Annotated in this window: 15 protein-coding genes; 1 reads left to right on the top strand and 14 read right to left on the bottom strand. The window is 46.9% G+C overall.

The features are described 5' to 3' along the window. Positions 1-117 precede the first annotated feature (117 nt). The 10 genes from AC1DM9_RS08850 to AC1DM9_RS08805 all read right to left on the bottom strand — a co-directional run bounded on the left by AC1DM9_RS08850 (position 118) and on the right by AC1DM9_RS08805 (position 13,668). A complete protein-coding gene (locus AC1DM9_RS08850; protein ID WP_339202718.1) occupies positions 118-756 on the bottom strand; it encodes a peptidylprolyl isomerase in 639 nt (212 codons plus the stop codon). Between the two features lie 17 nt (positions 757-773). Beyond that, a complete protein-coding gene (locus AC1DM9_RS08845) occupies positions 774-3,254 on the bottom strand; it encodes a transglycosylase domain-containing protein (RefSeq protein WP_477511878.1) in 2,481 nt (826 codons plus the stop codon). Between the two features lie 152 nt (positions 3,255-3,406). Next, positions 3,407-3,652 (bottom strand): RNA chaperone Hfq, encoded by a 246-nt coding sequence (gene hfq, locus AC1DM9_RS08840; protein ID WP_076265797.1) that lies wholly within the window; start codon positions 3,650-3,652, stop codon positions 3,407-3,409. A gap of 17 nt (positions 3,653-3,669) precedes the next feature. After that, positions 3,670-4,683, bottom strand: a complete 1,014-nt coding sequence (miaA, locus tag AC1DM9_RS08835; RefSeq protein WP_477579519.1) for a tRNA (adenosine(37)-N6)-dimethylallyltransferase MiaA — start codon at positions 4,681-4,683, stop codon at positions 3,670-3,672. Further along, on the bottom strand, positions 4,680-5,456 hold the full coding sequence (locus AC1DM9_RS08830) for a class I SAM-dependent methyltransferase (protein ID WP_441882510.1): 777 nt from the start codon (positions 5,454-5,456) through the stop codon (positions 4,680-4,682). Before AC1DM9_RS08830 ends, miaA begins: the two co-directional genes overlap by 4 nt. Next, on the bottom strand, positions 5,453-7,534 hold the full coding sequence (gene mutL / locus AC1DM9_RS08825; RefSeq protein ID WP_441882512.1) for a DNA mismatch repair endonuclease MutL: 2,082 nt from the start codon (positions 7,532-7,534) through the stop codon (positions 5,453-5,455). The genes AC1DM9_RS08830 and mutL overlap by 4 nt, the downstream gene beginning before the upstream one ends. A 27-nt stretch (positions 7,535-7,561) precedes the next feature. Then, a complete protein-coding gene (gene mutS / locus AC1DM9_RS08820; protein ID WP_477579516.1) occupies positions 7,562-10,261 on the bottom strand; it encodes a DNA mismatch repair protein MutS in 2,700 nt (899 codons plus the stop codon). 1,285 nt (positions 10,262-11,546) lie between these two features. Beyond that, positions 11,547-12,587: a putative amidoligase domain-containing protein gene (locus AC1DM9_RS08815; RefSeq protein ID WP_477579774.1), complete on the bottom strand. Its 1,041-nt coding sequence runs from the start codon at positions 12,585-12,587 to the stop codon at positions 11,547-11,549. Beyond that, entirely contained in the window at positions 12,587-12,907 is a 321-nt protein-coding gene (locus AC1DM9_RS08810) for a hypothetical protein (protein WP_477579796.1), read from the bottom strand. Before AC1DM9_RS08810 ends, AC1DM9_RS08815 begins: the two co-directional genes overlap by 1 nt. Before the next feature lie 197 nt (positions 12,908-13,104). Then, positions 13,105-13,668, bottom strand: coding sequence for an outer spore coat protein CotE (locus tag AC1DM9_RS08805; protein ID WP_076265792.1), 564 nt, complete (start codon positions 13,666-13,668; stop codon positions 13,105-13,107). 244 nt (positions 13,669-13,912) lie between these two features. Between AC1DM9_RS08805 and AC1DM9_RS08800 the strand changes: the two genes are divergently transcribed. Then, positions 13,913-14,107, top strand: coding sequence for a hypothetical protein (locus tag AC1DM9_RS08800; RefSeq protein WP_477579514.1), 195 nt, complete (start codon positions 13,913-13,915; stop codon positions 14,105-14,107). A gap of 162 nt (positions 14,108-14,269) precedes the next feature. On the opposite strand, the gene AC1DM9_RS08795 is transcribed toward AC1DM9_RS08800, so the two are convergent. The 4 genes from AC1DM9_RS08795 to AC1DM9_RS08780 are packed head-to-tail and all read right to left on the bottom strand — an operon-like array spanning position 14,270 to position 17,992. After that, positions 14,270-15,238, bottom strand: a complete 969-nt coding sequence (locus AC1DM9_RS08795; protein WP_076265791.1) for an aromatic acid exporter family protein — start codon at positions 15,236-15,238, stop codon at positions 14,270-14,272. A gap of 38 nt (positions 15,239-15,276) precedes the next feature. Then, positions 15,277-16,074 carry an ABC transporter permease gene (locus AC1DM9_RS08790; RefSeq protein WP_477549595.1) on the bottom strand — a complete coding sequence of 266 codons (798 nt, stop codon included), beginning with the start codon at positions 16,072-16,074 and terminating at the stop codon, positions 15,277-15,279. A 55-nt stretch (positions 16,075-16,129) separates the two neighbouring features. After that, positions 16,130-16,954, bottom strand: coding sequence for an ABC transporter ATP-binding protein (locus tag AC1DM9_RS08785; RefSeq protein WP_477579512.1), 825 nt, complete (start codon positions 16,952-16,954; stop codon positions 16,130-16,132). A 27-nt stretch (positions 16,955-16,981) separates the two neighbouring features. After that, positions 16,982-17,992 (bottom strand): ABC transporter substrate-binding protein, encoded by a 1,011-nt coding sequence (locus AC1DM9_RS08780; protein ID WP_430058807.1) that lies wholly within the window; start codon positions 17,990-17,992, stop codon positions 16,982-16,984. Between the last annotated feature and the right edge of the window lie 68 nt (positions 17,993-18,060).

Here is an 18,060-nt window from a genome sequence, read left to right as displayed (position 1 = left end):
TTTACCTATAAAAAAAGATTACCATAACTTAACGTCCATCTCCAGCCGACAGCCAAAATAAACCAAGCTCTTTGCGATAAAATAAAAAGAATACCGCCCCGAAAGGCGGTATTCCTCTTATTGCTCAACGATTTCAATCGAATCAATGACGATATTTTCAGTTGGCAAGTTGTTTTTCAAAGGCGTCTTCGAAATGGCTTTTACAACATCCATGCCACTCTCCACCTTGCCGAAAATCGTATAATTAGGCTCGCGGTTTAAATTTGCAGCATCAGGTCCCGTGCAAATAAAAAATTGGCTGCCACCCGAATTAGGCTTGCTTGCGTTTGCCATCGCGACAATTCCTTCTTCGTATTTCATTTCCGAACTTAGTTCATCTGGAATTGAATAACCTGGAGTACCATATCCATTTCCTTTTGGATCTCCGCCTTGAATCATGAAAGACTCAATAATACGGTGAAAAGTTAATCCATCATAAAAGCCTTCTCGCGCGAGAAAAACAAAATTGTTCACCGTTACCGGCGCGTCTTCCGTAAACAGCTTGACTGTAAAATCGCCTTTAGTCGTTTTAAACTTTGCTAAGTACGACTTGTCGAGATCAATCTGCATATCAGGCATCTTGTCCCAGTTCATCAACTTGGCTGAAGCTGAAGCACTATCCCTTCCTGAACCATCCTTGCCGCAGCCAGCTATAACCATAACTGCTGCGACAACAATGATCAAATACAAGAATGGTGCTCTCTTTCTATTCGCCATTGCTAACCACCCGTTTCTTACGTATTGCCGCCGGTTTCAGTATTTCCTAGAGCATTGTTGCTGTTGTTCGTATTTGTGCCAGTGTTTGGAGTTGGTGTTGGTGTTGGTTCACCCGTTCCGTTTCCTGATCCTGGCGGTTCAGTTGTTCCTGGATCTGTACCATCAGTTGGAGGCAGCGTCGGTTCTCCATCACCGCCTTCTACTGGAGGTGTAGGCTCTCCTCCGTCCGGCTCATCTGGATTCGGCTCCATTGGCACATCCGGATTCACTTCTGTTTCCGGAATGCTGATTTTAACTTTTTGAGATGGGGCACTTTCCAAATCCTGCTCAGCATCATAAGCCACAACATAATATTCATAGGTCATTCCCGGGAATGCACTCATATCATCTACCCCTGTGGAAGTGAGCGAGTCTACGAAGCGGATGAAGTCACTTTCTGAAGCTTCCTTGCGGTAAACCTGATAAGTGACCTTTCCATCCTGATACGGATCCCACGACAATTGAACCTTCATTTCTTCTGGAATAAATACTGCTTTAAAATTTGTTATCGTTGCCGGCGGTTTATTTTCTTTAATGCCTTGCGGTTTCTTAAAGCTTGACTTCGCTACATCCTTCATTGCAGGTTTCATAACCTTGGAGAACATGGAAGCCGCTTGACTGCTGCCCGTCTTAAGGATATGTTCCACATTTGTCTTATCGTATCCCATCCATACGGCTGCTGTCCACTCCGGCGTGTAGCCAACAAACCAAGCATCCCGGATACCCGAGCCTTTGTAACCTGGAATACCATGCTGAGTAGTACCCGTTTTCCCTGCCAATGGACGATCAATTGCTGCTCTTGTACCTGTACCGCCCTTTTGTACGACCGTCTGCATCATCTCGGTCAAATAATAGGCAGTGCTTTCAGACATGAGCTGCTTGGAAGGTGGAGCTTTATATTCATACTTATAATTATTTTTGCCTTCAATCTTCGAAATCGCATGAGGATCAACGGACTTTCCTCCGTTTGCAAATACGCTATAAGCTGTTGCCATCTGCATAGGCGTTGCACCTTTGGACAAGCCCCCCAGTGCAGCTGTTAAATTACGATCATCTTTCTCAAGCTCGATGCCAAGCTTGCTTGAAAAAGCAAACCCTTGCTTCAAGCCTACTTGATTCAGCATCCAAACGGAGGCAAGATTTCGAGAATCCTTAATCGCCTGCTGCATCGTAACTGCAGTTGCTCCCCATCTATCCGTTGGGCAATAGCTGCCGTAACATTTCTTGTCATTTGCAAGTACAGTCCATGGATAATACTTGCCCGTTTCAAGGGCAGGACCGTAAGAGATAATCGGTTTGAAAGCTGAACCTGGCTGGCGAGGAACCTCTACCCGGTTAAGTCCCTTTTTCACGTAATCTCTGCCGCCTGTTAAGGCTTGAATCGTGCCATCGCGGTGATCAATAATGATCATTGCGCCTTGCACTTGTTGGTCATCCTTGCTCTTCTCAAAGTTGTCATCATCGTTAAACTGTGTATCCATCGTATCCTGTGCTTGCGGGTTTAGCGACGTATAAATCCGGAAACCGCCGATCCGAAGCTCTTCCTCGGATTTCCCAGTCTTCTCCATCGCTTCTTCAACCACATAATCAATAAATGCTGGATACTTTTCGGTATTTCTTTCTTCATGATTTTTAGGAATTTCATACACGACCGCTTTTGCCTCTGCCATCTCTGCTGCCGTAATCAAGCCTTGATCGTACATAAGCTTAAGCACGACTGCTCTCCTGTTCATCGAATCCTCAGGATGATTTATTGGATTGTAGCGGTTCGGCGCTTTCGGCATAGCGGCAATAGTAGCAATCTGCCAAAGCTCCAGCTTATCAAGATCAGTGTCGAAATAATACTTGGCTGCTTCCTTAACGCCATGTACTCTCTTGCCAAAAAATATTCGATTCAAATACATCGTTAATATTTGTTCCTTGGACATTTTGTGCTCAAGCGCTACCGCAATAGAGGCTTCCGTTGCTTTACGGAAAAACGTCTTATCCGCAGTTAGAAATACGTTTTTGGCAAGCTGTTGGGTAATTGTACTTGCTCCCTCAACCGCGCTGCGTGCGATAACGTCCTTCACAACAGCACGTCCGATAGCAAAAAAATCGATTCCTGAATGCTCATAGAAACGTTGGTCCTCTGTTGCTACAATAGCATCAAGCAGTTGCTTTGGAATTTCCGAAAATTCAGCAATCTCACGATTTTCATTTGGATCGGACAATCGTGAAATTTCATTGCCATTCACATCATAAATGATGGATGCTTCACCCATAGTCAGTTTGTTCGCATTTTCAGTCAGAACTCGTTCACCGTTCAGCACGATAAGCAAGTATCCGATCAAGCCGCATACGATGGCGATTACAGCGGTGAAAAATAATCCATAAAACCATTTCTTTCCTGATATCTTCTTTTTCTTCTTTTGTTTAGAAGTTTTAGGTGCAGTTGTTTTGCTTGGTCGTTCAGCCATAGCCGACTCCCCTCCTGTTGTTCAATTGTCTGTCTAATCTAGTTTTACCACAAAATGAAAAGAGCAACCCAGCTTGGAGCGGGGTTGCTCTTGCCTGCCGCTATCTAGTTAAACGAGACACGTTATAAGAAAGTTTCACTAACTGATTAAGCCTATGAATCGGAACTGTTATGATCCTGCTGCATAAGAGAAACATTCCGCTGCGGGGTAAACGTCGAAATAGCATGTTTGTATACCATTTGTTGACGACCTTCGCTGTCGATGATAATCGTAAAATTATCGAACGCTTTAATAACGCCCCGAATTTGGAAGCCATTCATTAAAAAAACCGTAACCGGTATGTTGTCTTTGCGAAGCTGATTCAGGAACGTATCTTGAATATTGATCGATTTGTTCATTGGACGTTACCCCCGTCTTAAAAAGATTGATTAGAAGTATATTCAAGATTAACTTGAAACTTTCCTGCTATTATATCATGAACAGATTGCAAATTGTTGTGAAAATTTTCCCCCATATCAATCCAATGAATGTCTTTCATATGACGGAACCAGGAAAGCTGGCGTTTTGCAAACCTTCTCGTATCTCTTTTCAGTAGCTCTACCGCTGCTTCCAATGAGCATTCTCCCTGTAAATATTGTGCAATCTCTTTGTAGCCAAGACCCTGCATAGCAACCGCTGCAGGCGGCAAATCTCTCTCAAGTAGTCGCCTCACCTCATCTACTAAACCTAGCTTCATCATCTCATCTATCCGCAGCTCTATTCTACGATACAACTCCGCACGGTCCATAGTCAAACCGATGATGCAAAGCTCGTATGGAGACACCTTAGTTTGGCCGGCTTGCTGATCGGAAAAGGTTTGTCCAGTCATGTGATAAACTTCCAGCGCACGGATGACGCGGCGCATGTCATTTGGGTGCAATCTCTGCCCTGCTAGAGGGTCGATAGCAGCTAAGCGCGCATGCAACGCTTCTGCGCCAAATTCAGCCGCATAACGCTCTTGCTCTTGCCGGAATGCAGCATCTGAACCAATTTCTGCAAACTGAAACTGATAACAAACGGACTCCACATATAAGCCAGTACCTCCAACGATAAACGGCAGCTTTCCTCGCTCCGATATTTCCGCGATCGCTTTCGTTGCTCCAGCTTGAAAATCAGCAGCGGAATACGCTTCATCCGGCTCACAAATGTCGATAAGGTGATGAGGAATGCCTTCACGCTCTTCAAGTCCGATTTTGGCAGTACCAATATCCATGCCGCGATAAACCTGCATGGAATCGCCCGAGATGATCTCCGCATTCCAGGCTTTTGCAATATCTAAGCTCATTCGTGTCTTGCCTACAGCTGTAGGACCAATGAGGACTAGCAAAGGCTGCTTTCGAATCGGAAGCCCTTCTTGATCTAACTGCGTATTGTTTATTTCTTCACTCAAAGCTTTATCACTCCATATGCAATTTTCGAAGTATTCACATGCTTGCGTTCAAATCCGAGTCTTGCAAATTCACCGCTAGCTTGATGCTCCTTTAGAACTACGCTTTTCCTTGCAACACGTTTTGCTTGCTCAATCACTTCATCCGACAATGCGTCCATATTTGCAATGCCGCGAAGCGGCTCCATCGAGCTGGATTCGTTAATCGGTTTCCGGAACATAGGGTCAAAATAAACGATATCTACACTATTGTCAGGCAATGCTTTTAAGTATTCCAAATGATTCATGCACTTCATGTCAATACGTCTCATTGCCTCATTCACATCAGGAAGGCTTGTTTCATAACCTGCTAGACCCTCTCGAACGATAGCGCATAAGATAGGCTCGCTCTCAATCGCGGTAACAGCTCCTTTAGGTCCAGAGGCATAAGAAAACACTAGAGAATCCGAAGCAAGACCTGCTGTGCAATCAATGATTTGATCCCCTTCCAAACATCCCGAAAGCTGGATAAGAGGATCTGTTTCACCGCGCCGCAGCCGTTTTACCCGCACATATGCCATGCTGGGGTGAAAATAAAGCGGCGTCTCTGATTGTCCGTCATAATAACGAACCTCTTCCTCGGTTACGACGATTAGCTGACTGTCATTGCTTAACGATAATAGTTTGTTAACCGTTAAGTTTCCGCGTGCTTTGAGCGAAGCGGCTAGCTCTTCAGAAAGCCGGCTTGCTTGCTCCAAAGCCCGTTCTGAAGGCTTCGCCGTCGTTGTAACAATCAAGACATCACCCGCTTGAACATTTTTTCAAGCTGATAGGTCGATAGATGCACAATGATTGGGCGGCCATGCGGACAAGTATAGGGCTGTTTGCAGTTTGCAAGTCTTGTCAAGAGTGTCTCGCCCTCCTCACGGTTCATACGATCATTTGCTTTAATGGAGGCTTTGCATGCGCACATAATGGCCGCCTTTTCCCTAAGCTTGCCGATATCAATCGTTTTTCGCTCGGAGATGAGCAGCTCTGCCATTTCCTCAAGCAAGGATTGCTCCTCGCCTTGAGGCATCCATTCCGGGTAGGAACGAACGAGAAACGTTTGAGGACCGAAGGACTCCAGCTCCACGCCTGCTTGCGCGAACATAGGAATAAGGTCCTTTAATTGCATCGCTTCTCCTGCTGTAAATTCAAGCGTCAACGGAACAAGCAATTGTTGGCTAGCTGCCTCAGGATTTCCGAATTTTTGAAAGAAATATTCATAATTGATCCGTTCATGCGCAGCATGCTGATCGATTAAATAAAGACCATCCTCCGATTGCGCTACGATGTAGGTGCCATGGTGCTGTCCAATCCAGTGAAGCTCAGGAAAGGATGGTTGATCCTCTACTGTTTCTTCTTCTGATGGCAGCTCGGCGATCATGGCTTGAACTACTGGCGCCTGCACCTCATCAAAAAGGTTCTCTTGCGGCACATCCGCCTGGTAAGCTCGAGCCTCAGCGAATTCAAGGGTCACAGCAGCTTCTTGAGCAGCATTTCGTAACGAATCAGTGTCTAAGGCTGTTTCAAGTGATTTTAGATTAGAACCCGAATCATTAGATGCTTGCTCCATATGCGCGGGAGCTTCACGGACGGTAAAGCTGTCAATAGGAAACGTTGGAGGAGGAGCATAAAGCTTTTCTGCCGCATTCCTAGGAACATATTCCCGATCAATAACCGGCGGCTTATAAGGCGTCGATGAAGTCTTATTTGTCGCTGTTGGTTGGTAAGGCTTAAACGATTCCGCCATGGGCTCAGGGCGATGGAAAGAAATCGCATCTTGAACGAACAATGGCTTTGAACGCTCCAGCTTATTGCTTGATTCTGGGCCCGGTATATGTCGCTGGCGACCTAACACCGCTTTAATCGCATCCTCTATCATTGTACGAAGCTCCGGTTCTTTACTGAACCTGACCTCCATTTTGGATGGATGAACGTTTACGTCGAGCAAGCTTGGATGCATTCCTATTTCTAATATCGCAAGCGGAAAACGATTGATCGGCAGCAGCGTATGATAAGCCTGCAGCAAAGACTGATTAATCGTATGACTGCGAATGTAACGTCCGTTAACGATTGCAGTAATCCCATTTCGATTCGCACGTGTGAGTTCCGGCTTCGAGATATAGCCGCTCAGCTCGTAATCTGAAGTTTCTGCTTCGATCTTGAGCATCACCTTCGCTGTATTTGAGCCATAAACGGCCGCAATAACCTGAAGTCGATCGCCAGTTCCGAGCGTACGAAGCAGTACATTCCCGTTGTGCTTGAACGTAAATGCAATGCCCGGATGAGCAAGCGCAATTCGGTTAATATAGTCGGAAATATGTCCTAGCTCCGTCTGAATTGCCTTCATATATTTAAGGCGCGCAGGTGTATTGTAAAATAAATCCCGCACGGTCATTTCCGTGCCCTGCGGCGCATTTGCTGGTTCATCAATGGTAACCTTGCCGCCCTCTATTACAATCCGGCGAGCAAGTCCTGTCGACGTTTCCGAAGAGGTGCACTGCAGCCTCGAAACAGCTGCGATACTCGGCAGCGCTTCTCCGCGAAAGCCAAGGCTCGCAATACGGAACAAGTCGCTTGCTGTAGAGATTTTGCTCGTCGCATGCCGCTGAAATGCGGTTACGATATCGGCTGCCTCTATGCCGTAGCCGTTGTCGATGACCTTTATAAGCGATAAGCCGCCTTCTTCAATCATTATATCGACCGTTGTACTGCCGGCGTCTACCGCATTCTCAACAAGCTCTTTGACGACTGAAGCAGGCCGCTCTACCACTTCTCCTGCGGCTATTTGGTTGGCTAGCTGCTCGTCCAATATATTAATTTTTGCCATGACGTTGCTGTTCCCCCTTTCACGAAACTAGTCATTTAATTTCGATTTCATATCGTTAAGCCACTGCATAGCTTGCATTGGCGTCAAATTAAACAAATCGAGCTTGCGCAATTGATCCGCCAGCTGCTCCGCTTTCGGATTCGCTTTCTTCCGCACGGGCTCTGCTTCCACAGCAGCTGCTGGCTCATCAAATATCGAAAGCTGTACCATTGCACTGGTTTCCTTTACTCGTTCATTGCGAGTGCTGGTATTGGAAAACACTGAAGAGTCCTCCGGTACTGGGTAAGTGAAACGATTGCTAGAAACAGCACTTTCAATGCCAGCTGTTGCTTTCGGAGTTTCGTCCGCTAGTGTCTCATCAAGCAGTTCATAAGCTCGTCCAATGATCGATTGCGGCAGTCCAGCAAGCTGTGCACAGTAAATTCCGTAACTAGTGCTTGCAGCACCTGGAATCAGCTTTCGCAGAAACGTTACATTATCGCCGCTTTCCTCAACCGCCATACGTGCGTTAGTCAAAGATGGCAAAGATTCCTCGAGATGCGCCAGCTCATGGAAATGCGTGGATACCAGTGCTTTGCATCCAATATGATGGTGGACGTATTCAATAACTGCTTGTGCGATTGCCATTCCTTCACCCGTTGAGGTGCCTCTTCCCAGCTCATCTATGATAACAAGGCTGTTCGCCGTTGCTTTCTCCGTCATTAGCTGGATATCCTTCATCTCAACCATGAAGGTGCTTTGCCCGCCGATAAGATCGTCAGCCGCTCCAATTCGTGTAAAAATGCGATCGATTAACGGAATAACCGCTGACTTAGCAGGAACAAAACAGCCCATCTGAGCCATGATGCAAATGAGTGCGACTTGGCGCATGTATGTGCTTTTACCAGCCATATTAGGCCCTGTGATCAGGAGCATCCACTGCTCGTCCTTATGGAGCGAAGTACCATTTGAAATAAATGGCGTACCATCCATCATCGCCTCTACGACTGGATGTTTTCCATCCTCTATGTGCAGATCATAATTCTCAGTCACGCGCGGACGTGAAAAACGACGTTCAGCGCTGACCGTTGCCAGCGATTGGTAAACATCAAGCTCAGCGATAATCGCAGCGGCCTTCTGCAGCCGATGAAGGTGTTGCGACAAATGATCACGCAGCTCGATGAAACGCTCATGCTCCAGATCGACCATTTTATCCTCTGCTTCGAGAATCAGCCGCTCTTTCTCTTTGAGCTCAGGAGTTACAAATCGCTCCGCATTTGCCAATGTTTGCTTGCGCTCATATCTGCCTTCAGGCAAGCTTGATAAATTTGCTTTTGAAACTTCTAAATAATAGCCAAAAATGCGGTTATAGCCGATTTTTAAGTTTTTAATGCCTGTTGCCTCGCGCTCTTGACGCTCGAGCTCAGCCAGCCATTTTTTGCCGTTCGTGCTTGCCTCGCGCAGCTGATCCAAATAGTCATCATAGCCAGCACGGATCAGTCCGCCTTCTCTAATGGTAACTGGAGGATCGTCGACTAACACGGTTTCAATCAGATCAGCTAAATCGGAGCAATTGTCCGTCCCATCCACAAGTGCTTTGAGGACCTCTGAGCCAGACTGTTCACACAAAGCAGTCAACTGCGGAATGCGGCGAAGCGAGCTGCGAAGTGCATTTAAGTCGCGCCCGTTTGCACTGCCAAAAGCTACTCTACCGACAAGCCGTTCAAGATCGTAAATAGGCTGAAGCTCTGAACGTATGTCATCTCTCAAAATTAAATTAAGGTATAAGGTCTCCACTGCATCCAAACGAGCTTCAACGGCAGCGCTGTTTAATAACGGTTTGTCGATCCAGCGGCGCAGAAGCCTCGCTCCCATTGACGTTTGTGTACGATCAAGCAGCCATAAAAGCGACCCCTTCTTGTTGCGATCGCGAACCGTTTCGGTTAGCTCCAAATTTCTACGTGTATAGTGATCCAAAATCATATATTGATTTGGTTCATAGCTCGTTATCGAACGCACATGTCCAAGTGAGCGTTTTTGTGTTTCGTCCAAATAACCCGTAAGTACACTTACCGCCAGCAGCCGTGCTCCAGTTATTTTGGATAGCTCCTGCTCTCCGAACTGCTCAGCAAGCTTCTCCGCATCCATTGGCTCGCGGGCGGTTAACAGCAGCTGCTTATTCCACACGGCTGCAGACTGAACACGATCAAGCAATTCTTTGTCCCCGACCAGCTCCGATGGCTGATAAACATTTATTTCATCAATCAGCGCTTCGACATGCTCTTGGAATGAGGTTACATAAAGCTCACCTGTCGATAAATCGCAAGCCGAAAGCCCGAACAAGCCTTGGGAGCGAACGATTGCAGCAATAAAGTTGTTCGTATTTCCGTCAAGCGCCTTCGATTCCATAACGGTACCGGGTGTAATAATTCGAACAATTTCGCGGCGGACAACACCTTTTGCCACTGCCGGATCTTCGACCTGCTCGCAAATAGCTACCTTGTAGCCTTTGTCCACTAGTCTGCTAATATAATTTTCAGCGGAATGATAGGGTACACCGCACATCGGTATTTTTTGCTCGCCGCCGCCCTCTCGGCCTGTCAGCGTAATTTCCAGCTCGCGCGAAGCGGCTATTGCATCATCAAAAAACATTTCATAAAAATCGCCTAATCGAAAAAATAAAAAAGCATCTTTTGCCTCTTCTTTTATAGCTAGGTATTGCAAAATCATTGGAGTATATCCAGCCATTCCGATCCTCCTCAAAAACGTAGGCAGCATGCTGCTCCGTATATGTTCAAATAATTAATATCGTTAATTACATGCGTGCGATAATATAATCCTTTTGCGCCCATGCAGTAAACAGTAGATATTCATTATAACAAGCGGAACAGATGTGCGCCATAAGTGAAACGGGTTGTGGGTGGTTTTGTTTGTTTTGTGGGAGGTGGTTTGGAGGAGGGTACGGGGTTTGTGGGGTTTGTGGGGTTTGTGGGTTTGTGAGGTTTGTGGGTTTGTGAGGTTTGTGAGGTTTGTGGGGTTTGTAGGGTTTGTGGAGTTAACTGCAGGGAGTTATTTAAATGAGGGGCTTCATGGAAGCGGTGTTTGCTGATGGTTACCAGTAGCATTGCTTATGTTAGCTGGCTTCGGTGMGGAATGCTAAAAATTTGTGACTGTGTGGAGATGAGGTAACTTGTGAAATGGGAGAAAGGAGTAGGTTTAACGGACACTAGATACGTTATTATGCTCATTTTGCCTGTTTACGCAGCACTAACGGACATTCAATCCCTTATTTGGCTCCTCGAGCTAGTTTTAGCTCCCTTTTGCGCAAATAGCKGAATRTATGTCCGTTAGATTCAAATATGTGCTTGATTATCGAAAATAGCGGAACATATGTCCGTTAGGAGGTGTGTGGTGACTTTTGCGATTAGCTAACGGACATCAGGTACGCTATTATTCTCATTTTAGCTGTTTACCCATTACTAACGGACATAGAATCCCTTATTTGGCTTTTCGAGCTAGTTTTTAGCTCTCTTTTGCGCAAATAGCKGAATGTATGTCCGTTAGATTCAAATATGTGCTTGATTATCGAAAATAGCGGAWCRTATGTCCGTTAGGWGGTGTGYGGTGACTTTTGCGATGAGCTAACGGACATCAGATACGCTATTATGCCCATTTTGGCTGTTTACGCATCACTAACGGACATAGAATCCCTTATTTGGCTCCATTAGTCCGTTTTTAGCTCACTTTTGCTCAAATAGCGGAATATATGTCCGTAAGATTCAAATTTGTGTCCGATTCTCCAAAATAGCGGAACGTATGTCCGTTAGGTAAAAATCAATGTTATCGCAAGCCGATACACTCTCCATACTCTGTTCAATATGGAGCTCATCTCCCCTTTCGCACCTCTCTTCTTGCAGCAACAGTAAATAACACATAATAAAATACAAGTGCAGCGTGTACCGACGAGTTAATTAACAAACTCAGAAGCAACAACTTAAACTAAAAGCGGCTTACATATGCCATTTCAAAACGCCTATCTTCTCAATGGCAGTCTCCATTTGACACGTATATCTGTGCTTTCATCCCAGGTCTTGCCTTTTCTTGCGGCATCAAACAATGGCTCGATGTATGGTGCGAGCTCAGAGTAGCTTGCTGTGGCCGAGAGTGCTGAAGCGAGGCCATCCAAGCAGAACGCTAGTTCTGCGCGGTCGCCGGAATAATATGCTGCTACATAACGCTCCTGGAGGGACGGCATGTAGGATAGATTTTGTTCTTCGCGGGCGCATATAAGCGCGAGCGCGAAGGAGGCTTTGGCTGCCGCAGGCGATACAAGCCAGCTCGGTAGCGTGCGGTATTCGAACCCGCCATGCGGCTGCAGACGGAAGTCTCCAAGGGTTCCATACCTTGGACGGCGAGCCCGCCCTGCGGGGTCCTCAACTAGCGCGAGCGGGAATGCCGCGTAGCTGTCCAGCAAGCGGAGCAAGCGACTCGTCAGCGGCGCTCCGCTAAGATGAATGTGCCCGCCGAGCGCAAGCCCCGGCACGGGCATAGCTCCAGCGGCCCAGCGCAGCGCCGGGTCGCTGATGCGATCGGCGGCGCGCAGCAGCAGCCGCCGCACATTCGCGGCAAGCGCGGCCGGGCTATCGGCCGGCTCGGGCCGCAGCTCGGCGACGGGATACAGCAGCCGTCGCCCTACGAGCAAGGCGTCGGCACCGGCTGCCCCGCCGACGCCAGCTCCAAAAAAACGTGACGCCGACGCGATCTTCCCCGCTGGCGTCACAAGAACAAACTCCGGATCGGCGCCAATAAGCAGCTGCCGATCCACAGTCTCCGCTCTCGCCGCGGCATGCCACGCGGCGAATCGCCTAAACGAAGCGGCCTCAAGCCTCGTGTCCCTCAGCTTCGGCCAAGCATCACGGACGGCTGTGCGCCCGTCCCCGCCAAGCCACACCTCGGCCTCGCCAATATCGAGGCCAAGTGCATAGAGTGCCGCTACAGCGGTACGCGCCACTCTTCGCAGCGCTGGATCATCAGGCCAACCGCCGCTGATTGGCAGCAAAGACTTATACGGCATCACTTTCCCCGATGCATCAATTCGCAGCATTTCGACGGGCTCCAAATGGACGACGCTGATACGGTACAATCGTTCGCTCTGAATCGCAGGACCGCCGCACAAGCCAGCTCGGCGCCAAATGCGCTGTTTCTCCGAATCAAGCAGATTTGTGGCAATGTGACCGTTGACATTAAGAATCCACATCCCTGTGAAACGGCTGCTATCGATTGTGCGGGCGTCTGACCATGCGAGCACAGCATCCCCTGCTCTCGCTGCTGACCAGTGCTCGGCATGCAGCGGCTGCCCATTGCGCTCGCCTGAGGTATGCTGCTCATTGGCATCGTATGTAATTTTCTCCAGCCGATCGTAGCTGCCCCGCCATATCCACGTCGAAGCCATTGCTTTCCCGCCTTTAAACAAGGGATGTATACATCAATTTTCGTTTTTTTTATAATTTCAAAAAAAAAGAGGGCTTTCGCCCTCGAATTTGCCGCTCGCGCAGCATATGATACCTTGACAGCAAAGCTTCCCGGCTTGCTTACAACTCATCGTCCAGCAGATCTGGATCCAAATCCTCATAATCATTATCGCCGAGGCTGAATTCCAAATCCTTGCCGTCCAGGTCGTCGCAACCGCCTGGAAGAACCGCTACGCAAACCTTAGTCTCGGCGACTAGCTCTACCGAAAACTCACGCTCTACACGAATCACGACGCCTGAACCGTTCGAAGAAATATTCGCTTCGATACAGTTTGGCTCCTGAACTACCTCGGCTGACACTTCCACTGTAGAAGGCCGATGTTTCGGGTCTACATAGGATAGATTGACATGCTCGACGTAATGCACGGATTCCTTAGCTACGTCTGTTTGCGAGTTTTTGCTGTACGAATACCAAATGTTGATATCGTAAGTACCAATTACCTCAATGCCGTCGCCCGAACGAACCGCTTCATACTGATGGTTGATGATCCATGCTCCCAGAATACTGGTTGGATTATGAGGCGGCGTTACGGTATGGGTTACAGTGGAAAACTTACGACCTTTGCCGCAGACAGCTTTCGTAATTATTTCTCTGTATTGTAGCTGTTTATCTGCAATAGTCATTGATTTAACCTCCTCCATACAATCATTCATTTAAAGTGTATGCAGGACATTCGTCTAGGGTGACTGTTTATTTTCTCGAAATATAAGATTATATAAGTTTTATACTTATAGCGATCCATATAGATCACTGCGGAACGGATGCTAGAGCCGCCTGACGTCGGAAATAGCCGTTACGCTTGAAATATAAGAATACATAAGTGCCACACTTATAACGATGCTTATATTTCTCAGCTAAACGTATGCTGTGCCGAAATGGCTTGCAGAACTGCTTGCGATTGATATGCATGCGATTATAGCTTTTATCTCTACAATCACGCTCGCATATGTGCGCAAAACGAAAGTTAGGTTTGCCAATGTCGCCACAGCCGTTTACGATAGAAATTCAAGCGGCTATAGTTTAAAACCTATAAGCCACTCGTATTTCAACGTGATACGATAGCTATGTCTACGAATGCCGCCACAGCCGCATACGCCAGAAATTCATGCAATTACTTATTACGCCATAATCACATTTGAATTTCTAGGCGGTACAATAGCTATGTCTACGAATGTCGCCACAGCTATTTACGCTTGCCTCGCAACGAATTTTTCCCTTTACATTCTATGGTCGAAGTTCGGACGTCATGACTTTTCTTTTTTTTAATCGCTTCGCGATACCTAAATACCGTTCAAGTTCCCTTAAAAGCATGAGCAGCGAAGCGCGAACCTCGAACTCATCTCTTGTTTTTGGCAGCTCCATCGCTTGAAATAATCGAGACAGCTCTAGCAGCCGCTCTCCAACGCTGCCTTTATAAACATCTGATTTCACATCGCTAGACAGCTGATCAAACAAATCTGCGATCATAATCGCTTGAGGAAACTTTTCATATACGAAAGCAAGCTTAACCATCATTTGCTGGATGGATTCGAGCTGCTGACGTCTCATTTCAAAATAAGTGGACCAATATTGCTCTTGGCCCCAAAGCCGATTTTCGCGATTGCGAACGGAGCGCTGGGCTCCTTCCTCAATCGCGTTATAGGCTTCCAAAATTTCGCCGCCATTCCATATATGCGATGGATCTCGCAGCGTCAGCGACATTTCTTGAAAGATGACGGCAAAGTTTTGCTCAATTGAAGAACGAAAGAAGCTAAGTTGATGCTCATCCTTAGGCATATAAATGATGTTCACGATGGTTGCCCATCCCAAACCTGCAAATAAGAGCATAATTTCGTTTCCAATAATGTCTGTTGTCACCTCTGCCCGATTGAAAAGGTGGAATACGATAACCGAGCTTGTAACGATGCCATCCTTTAATTGGAAGCGTGACAATATTGGAAAAGTAATGAGAATGAATATAGCAACTGCCCAAATGTGAAAACCAAATACAGTAAAGATAAGCGAAGCAAAAAAAAGTCCGAGCACAGAAGCGATAAATCGCACAAATGCGCTCTTAATCCCCTTCATCCTCGTCACTTCAACACCAAGTATGGCAAGAATCCCGGCGCCAAGCGGCGGCTCCAATCCGAGATAGACAGCGGTATAAATGGCTGCAATGGCGGCTAACGCCGTTTTGATAATACGAATGCCCATGAAATAACCTCACGTTAAGTAGGATTTATTTCTACATCCTACCGCTCGCGCCAACCCTCAGTCAACTTTCTCTCCAGCATTGCAACTAACTGATACATAACCGTAGCAACAACAGCAATCACAATCAAGCTCGAAAGCACTAATGTGAAATTGAAAACTTGGAAGCCATATATTATTAAATAACCTAAACCTAGCTTGGCGACGAGAAACTCACCCACGATGACGCCGATCCACGCTAGCCCGACATTAACTTTCAACGTTGAAATAATGACAGGAAAGGAACCCGGCAAAATTACAAGCTTAAACAATTGCAGTCTAGAAGCACCAAACAGCCTTACGACTTTAATATAACCGGTGTCAATCTCACGAAATCGATTATAAATGTTCAAAATCGTTATAATGACAGTGATCGATAGCGTAATAGCAACGATCGACATAAAGCCTGGTCCAAGTCCAACGATAAAAATAGGTCCAAGCGCCACTTTTGGCATACTATTGAGGACGACCAAATAAGGATCGAATACACGAGATAGAAATGGGAACCACCATAGCAAAGCGGCAATCGCAGTGCCTAAAATCGTACCAAGCAAGAAACCTACGACGGTTTCTGTCACGGTCATGCCAACATGGGGCCATATGGAGCCGTCCGCCATCGTCTTCCAAAGCTGTAGAAACATCTTGGAGGGATAGCTGAACAGCAAGGGATCAATCCAATTTTTGCGCCCAGCAGCTTCCCATAGACCGATAAACAGGAGCAGTAGCACAAACTGTGTTGTGATGACCGCAGCTGTAATACGCCGTTTGTGTTCCTTGAACCGATTGTGCAGCTCGCCCATCCAAGTTAGGCGATCCTCTTGAATACCCGATACAGCAGCTTTACCTGTTTTGTCGTTATTCAATATATCCCGCCCGCTTCGTATATCCACCATTTCCACCCCCTTCCATGTCGTCCTCATCAAGCTCCTCCCATAAGCGATCAAACAATAGTTGAAAGTCTGGGAGCTTGCGAGCCGCCATCGGGGTTGCTTGACGAATCTCTTCCGGTATTTCCACTTCACATCGAATATGTCCGGGGTTTCTGCCTAGCACGATAACACGGTCACTCATTGCAGCAGCTTCTGCCAGATCATGTGTGACAAGAACCGCTGTTTTGCCAAGTCTCTTCAATGTCTGATGAACCAAGTCCTCGAGTTGGAGTTTGATATGCAAATCAAGTGCTGAGAAAGGCTCATCGAGCAGAAGCACTTCCGGCTCTGTAGCTAAAGTTCTTGCAAGTGCGACTCGCTGCCTCATTCCGCCTGATAGCTCATGAGGATATTTGCGCCCGGATTCCGGCAGTCCAAGCTCAACTAACAGCTCATCTACCGCTTGAAGCGCCTTTTCTGATTTGCGTCCGCTTATTTCAAGTCCAATTGCGGCATTTTCTTTGATAGAACGCCATGGAAATAAATAATCTTGCTGCAGCATGTAGCCTACCTTGGGCGAAGGTCCCACAACCCGCTCACCATTTAGCAGTACTTGCCCCTTAGTCGGTGGAAACAAGCCGGCTAACAGACTAAGCACCGTCGTCTTGCCGCAGCCGCTAGGACCAACCAAGCTGATAAACTCCCCGCGGTTAACCGTCAGCTCAATTTCTTCGACCGCGAGGGAGGCTCCTTTTTCATTCACATATACATGTGATAATTGCTGCAGCTCAAGCACGGGTACATCCATCATGCCTAAGCCTCCATTTCATGCCGGCAGTTATTTCACTGCTTCAATTGCTTTTTCGGCAAAGCTAGTATCTACAATTTCACTATGCTCGGTACGCTTCTGAAGTTCTCCTGCGCTCGTAATAACGTCAAGAAGGTTGTTCCATTCCCCTTCATCAATGATTGGATCTGTCGCAAACGAGCCTTGTTTTTTGTAACGGTCAATGGAGCTGATAAGAATATCGCGATCCACATTTTCAAAATATGGCAGCACAACATCGGCAATTGCTTCTGCATTGTTGTCTTTAACCCAAAGCTGCGCTTTATGAACAGCGTTCGTGAACGATTGAATAGCTTTTTTGTTTTTGTTGATATAGCTTTTCTTAGCCATAAACACCGTGTAAGGAAGGTGACCGCTTTCCTCACCAAATGATGCTACCACATGCCCCTTGCCTTCCTTCTCAAAAATCGAAGCTGTCGGTTCAAATAGCTGGACATAATCGCCAGTACCCGATGCGAAGGCTGCAGGTATGTTTGCAAAATCAACGTTTTGAATCAGCTCCAAATCCGCTTTCGGATCGATGCCAAGCTTCTTTAACGCAAACTCGCCGGCCATCTGCGGCATTCCGCCTTTTCTTTGGCCAAGGAATACTTTGCCTTTTAAATTGTTCCAATCGAAGTTTGCATCAGCCTCTCTAGCTACAAGGAAAGTACCATCGGTTTGAGTCAATTGGGCAAAGTTAATGATCGGATCATCCGTCCCCTGCTGATACACATAAATGGAAGTTTCCGATCCCACCAATGCAACGTCGATCGCATTCGAGAGCAATGCCGTCATTGTTTTGTCACCGCCCGGTGTAGTCGTTAATTCCACATCGAGCCCTTCCTCTTTAAAGAAGCCTTTCGCGACAGCTACGTATTCTGGTGCATAAAATAATGAGCGCGTTACTTCGCCGATACGAATCTTCACATTGCCTGAATCGCCTTTCCCGCATCCAGCCAGTACACTTGTCATGACTAGCACTGCGGCGAGCAGCATCGTCAATACCATTCGTTTTTTCATTTTTGAGTCCCTTCTGCAACTATGCGTTTAATAAATGTACTTCAGCCTATGCGCTTTAGCGAAGGGCG

The organism is Paenibacillus sp. 01T431 (genome assembly GCF_056398625.1).
Note: the sequence above shows the minus strand (reverse complement) of the source record. Positions and strands in the feature narration are given on the sequence as shown.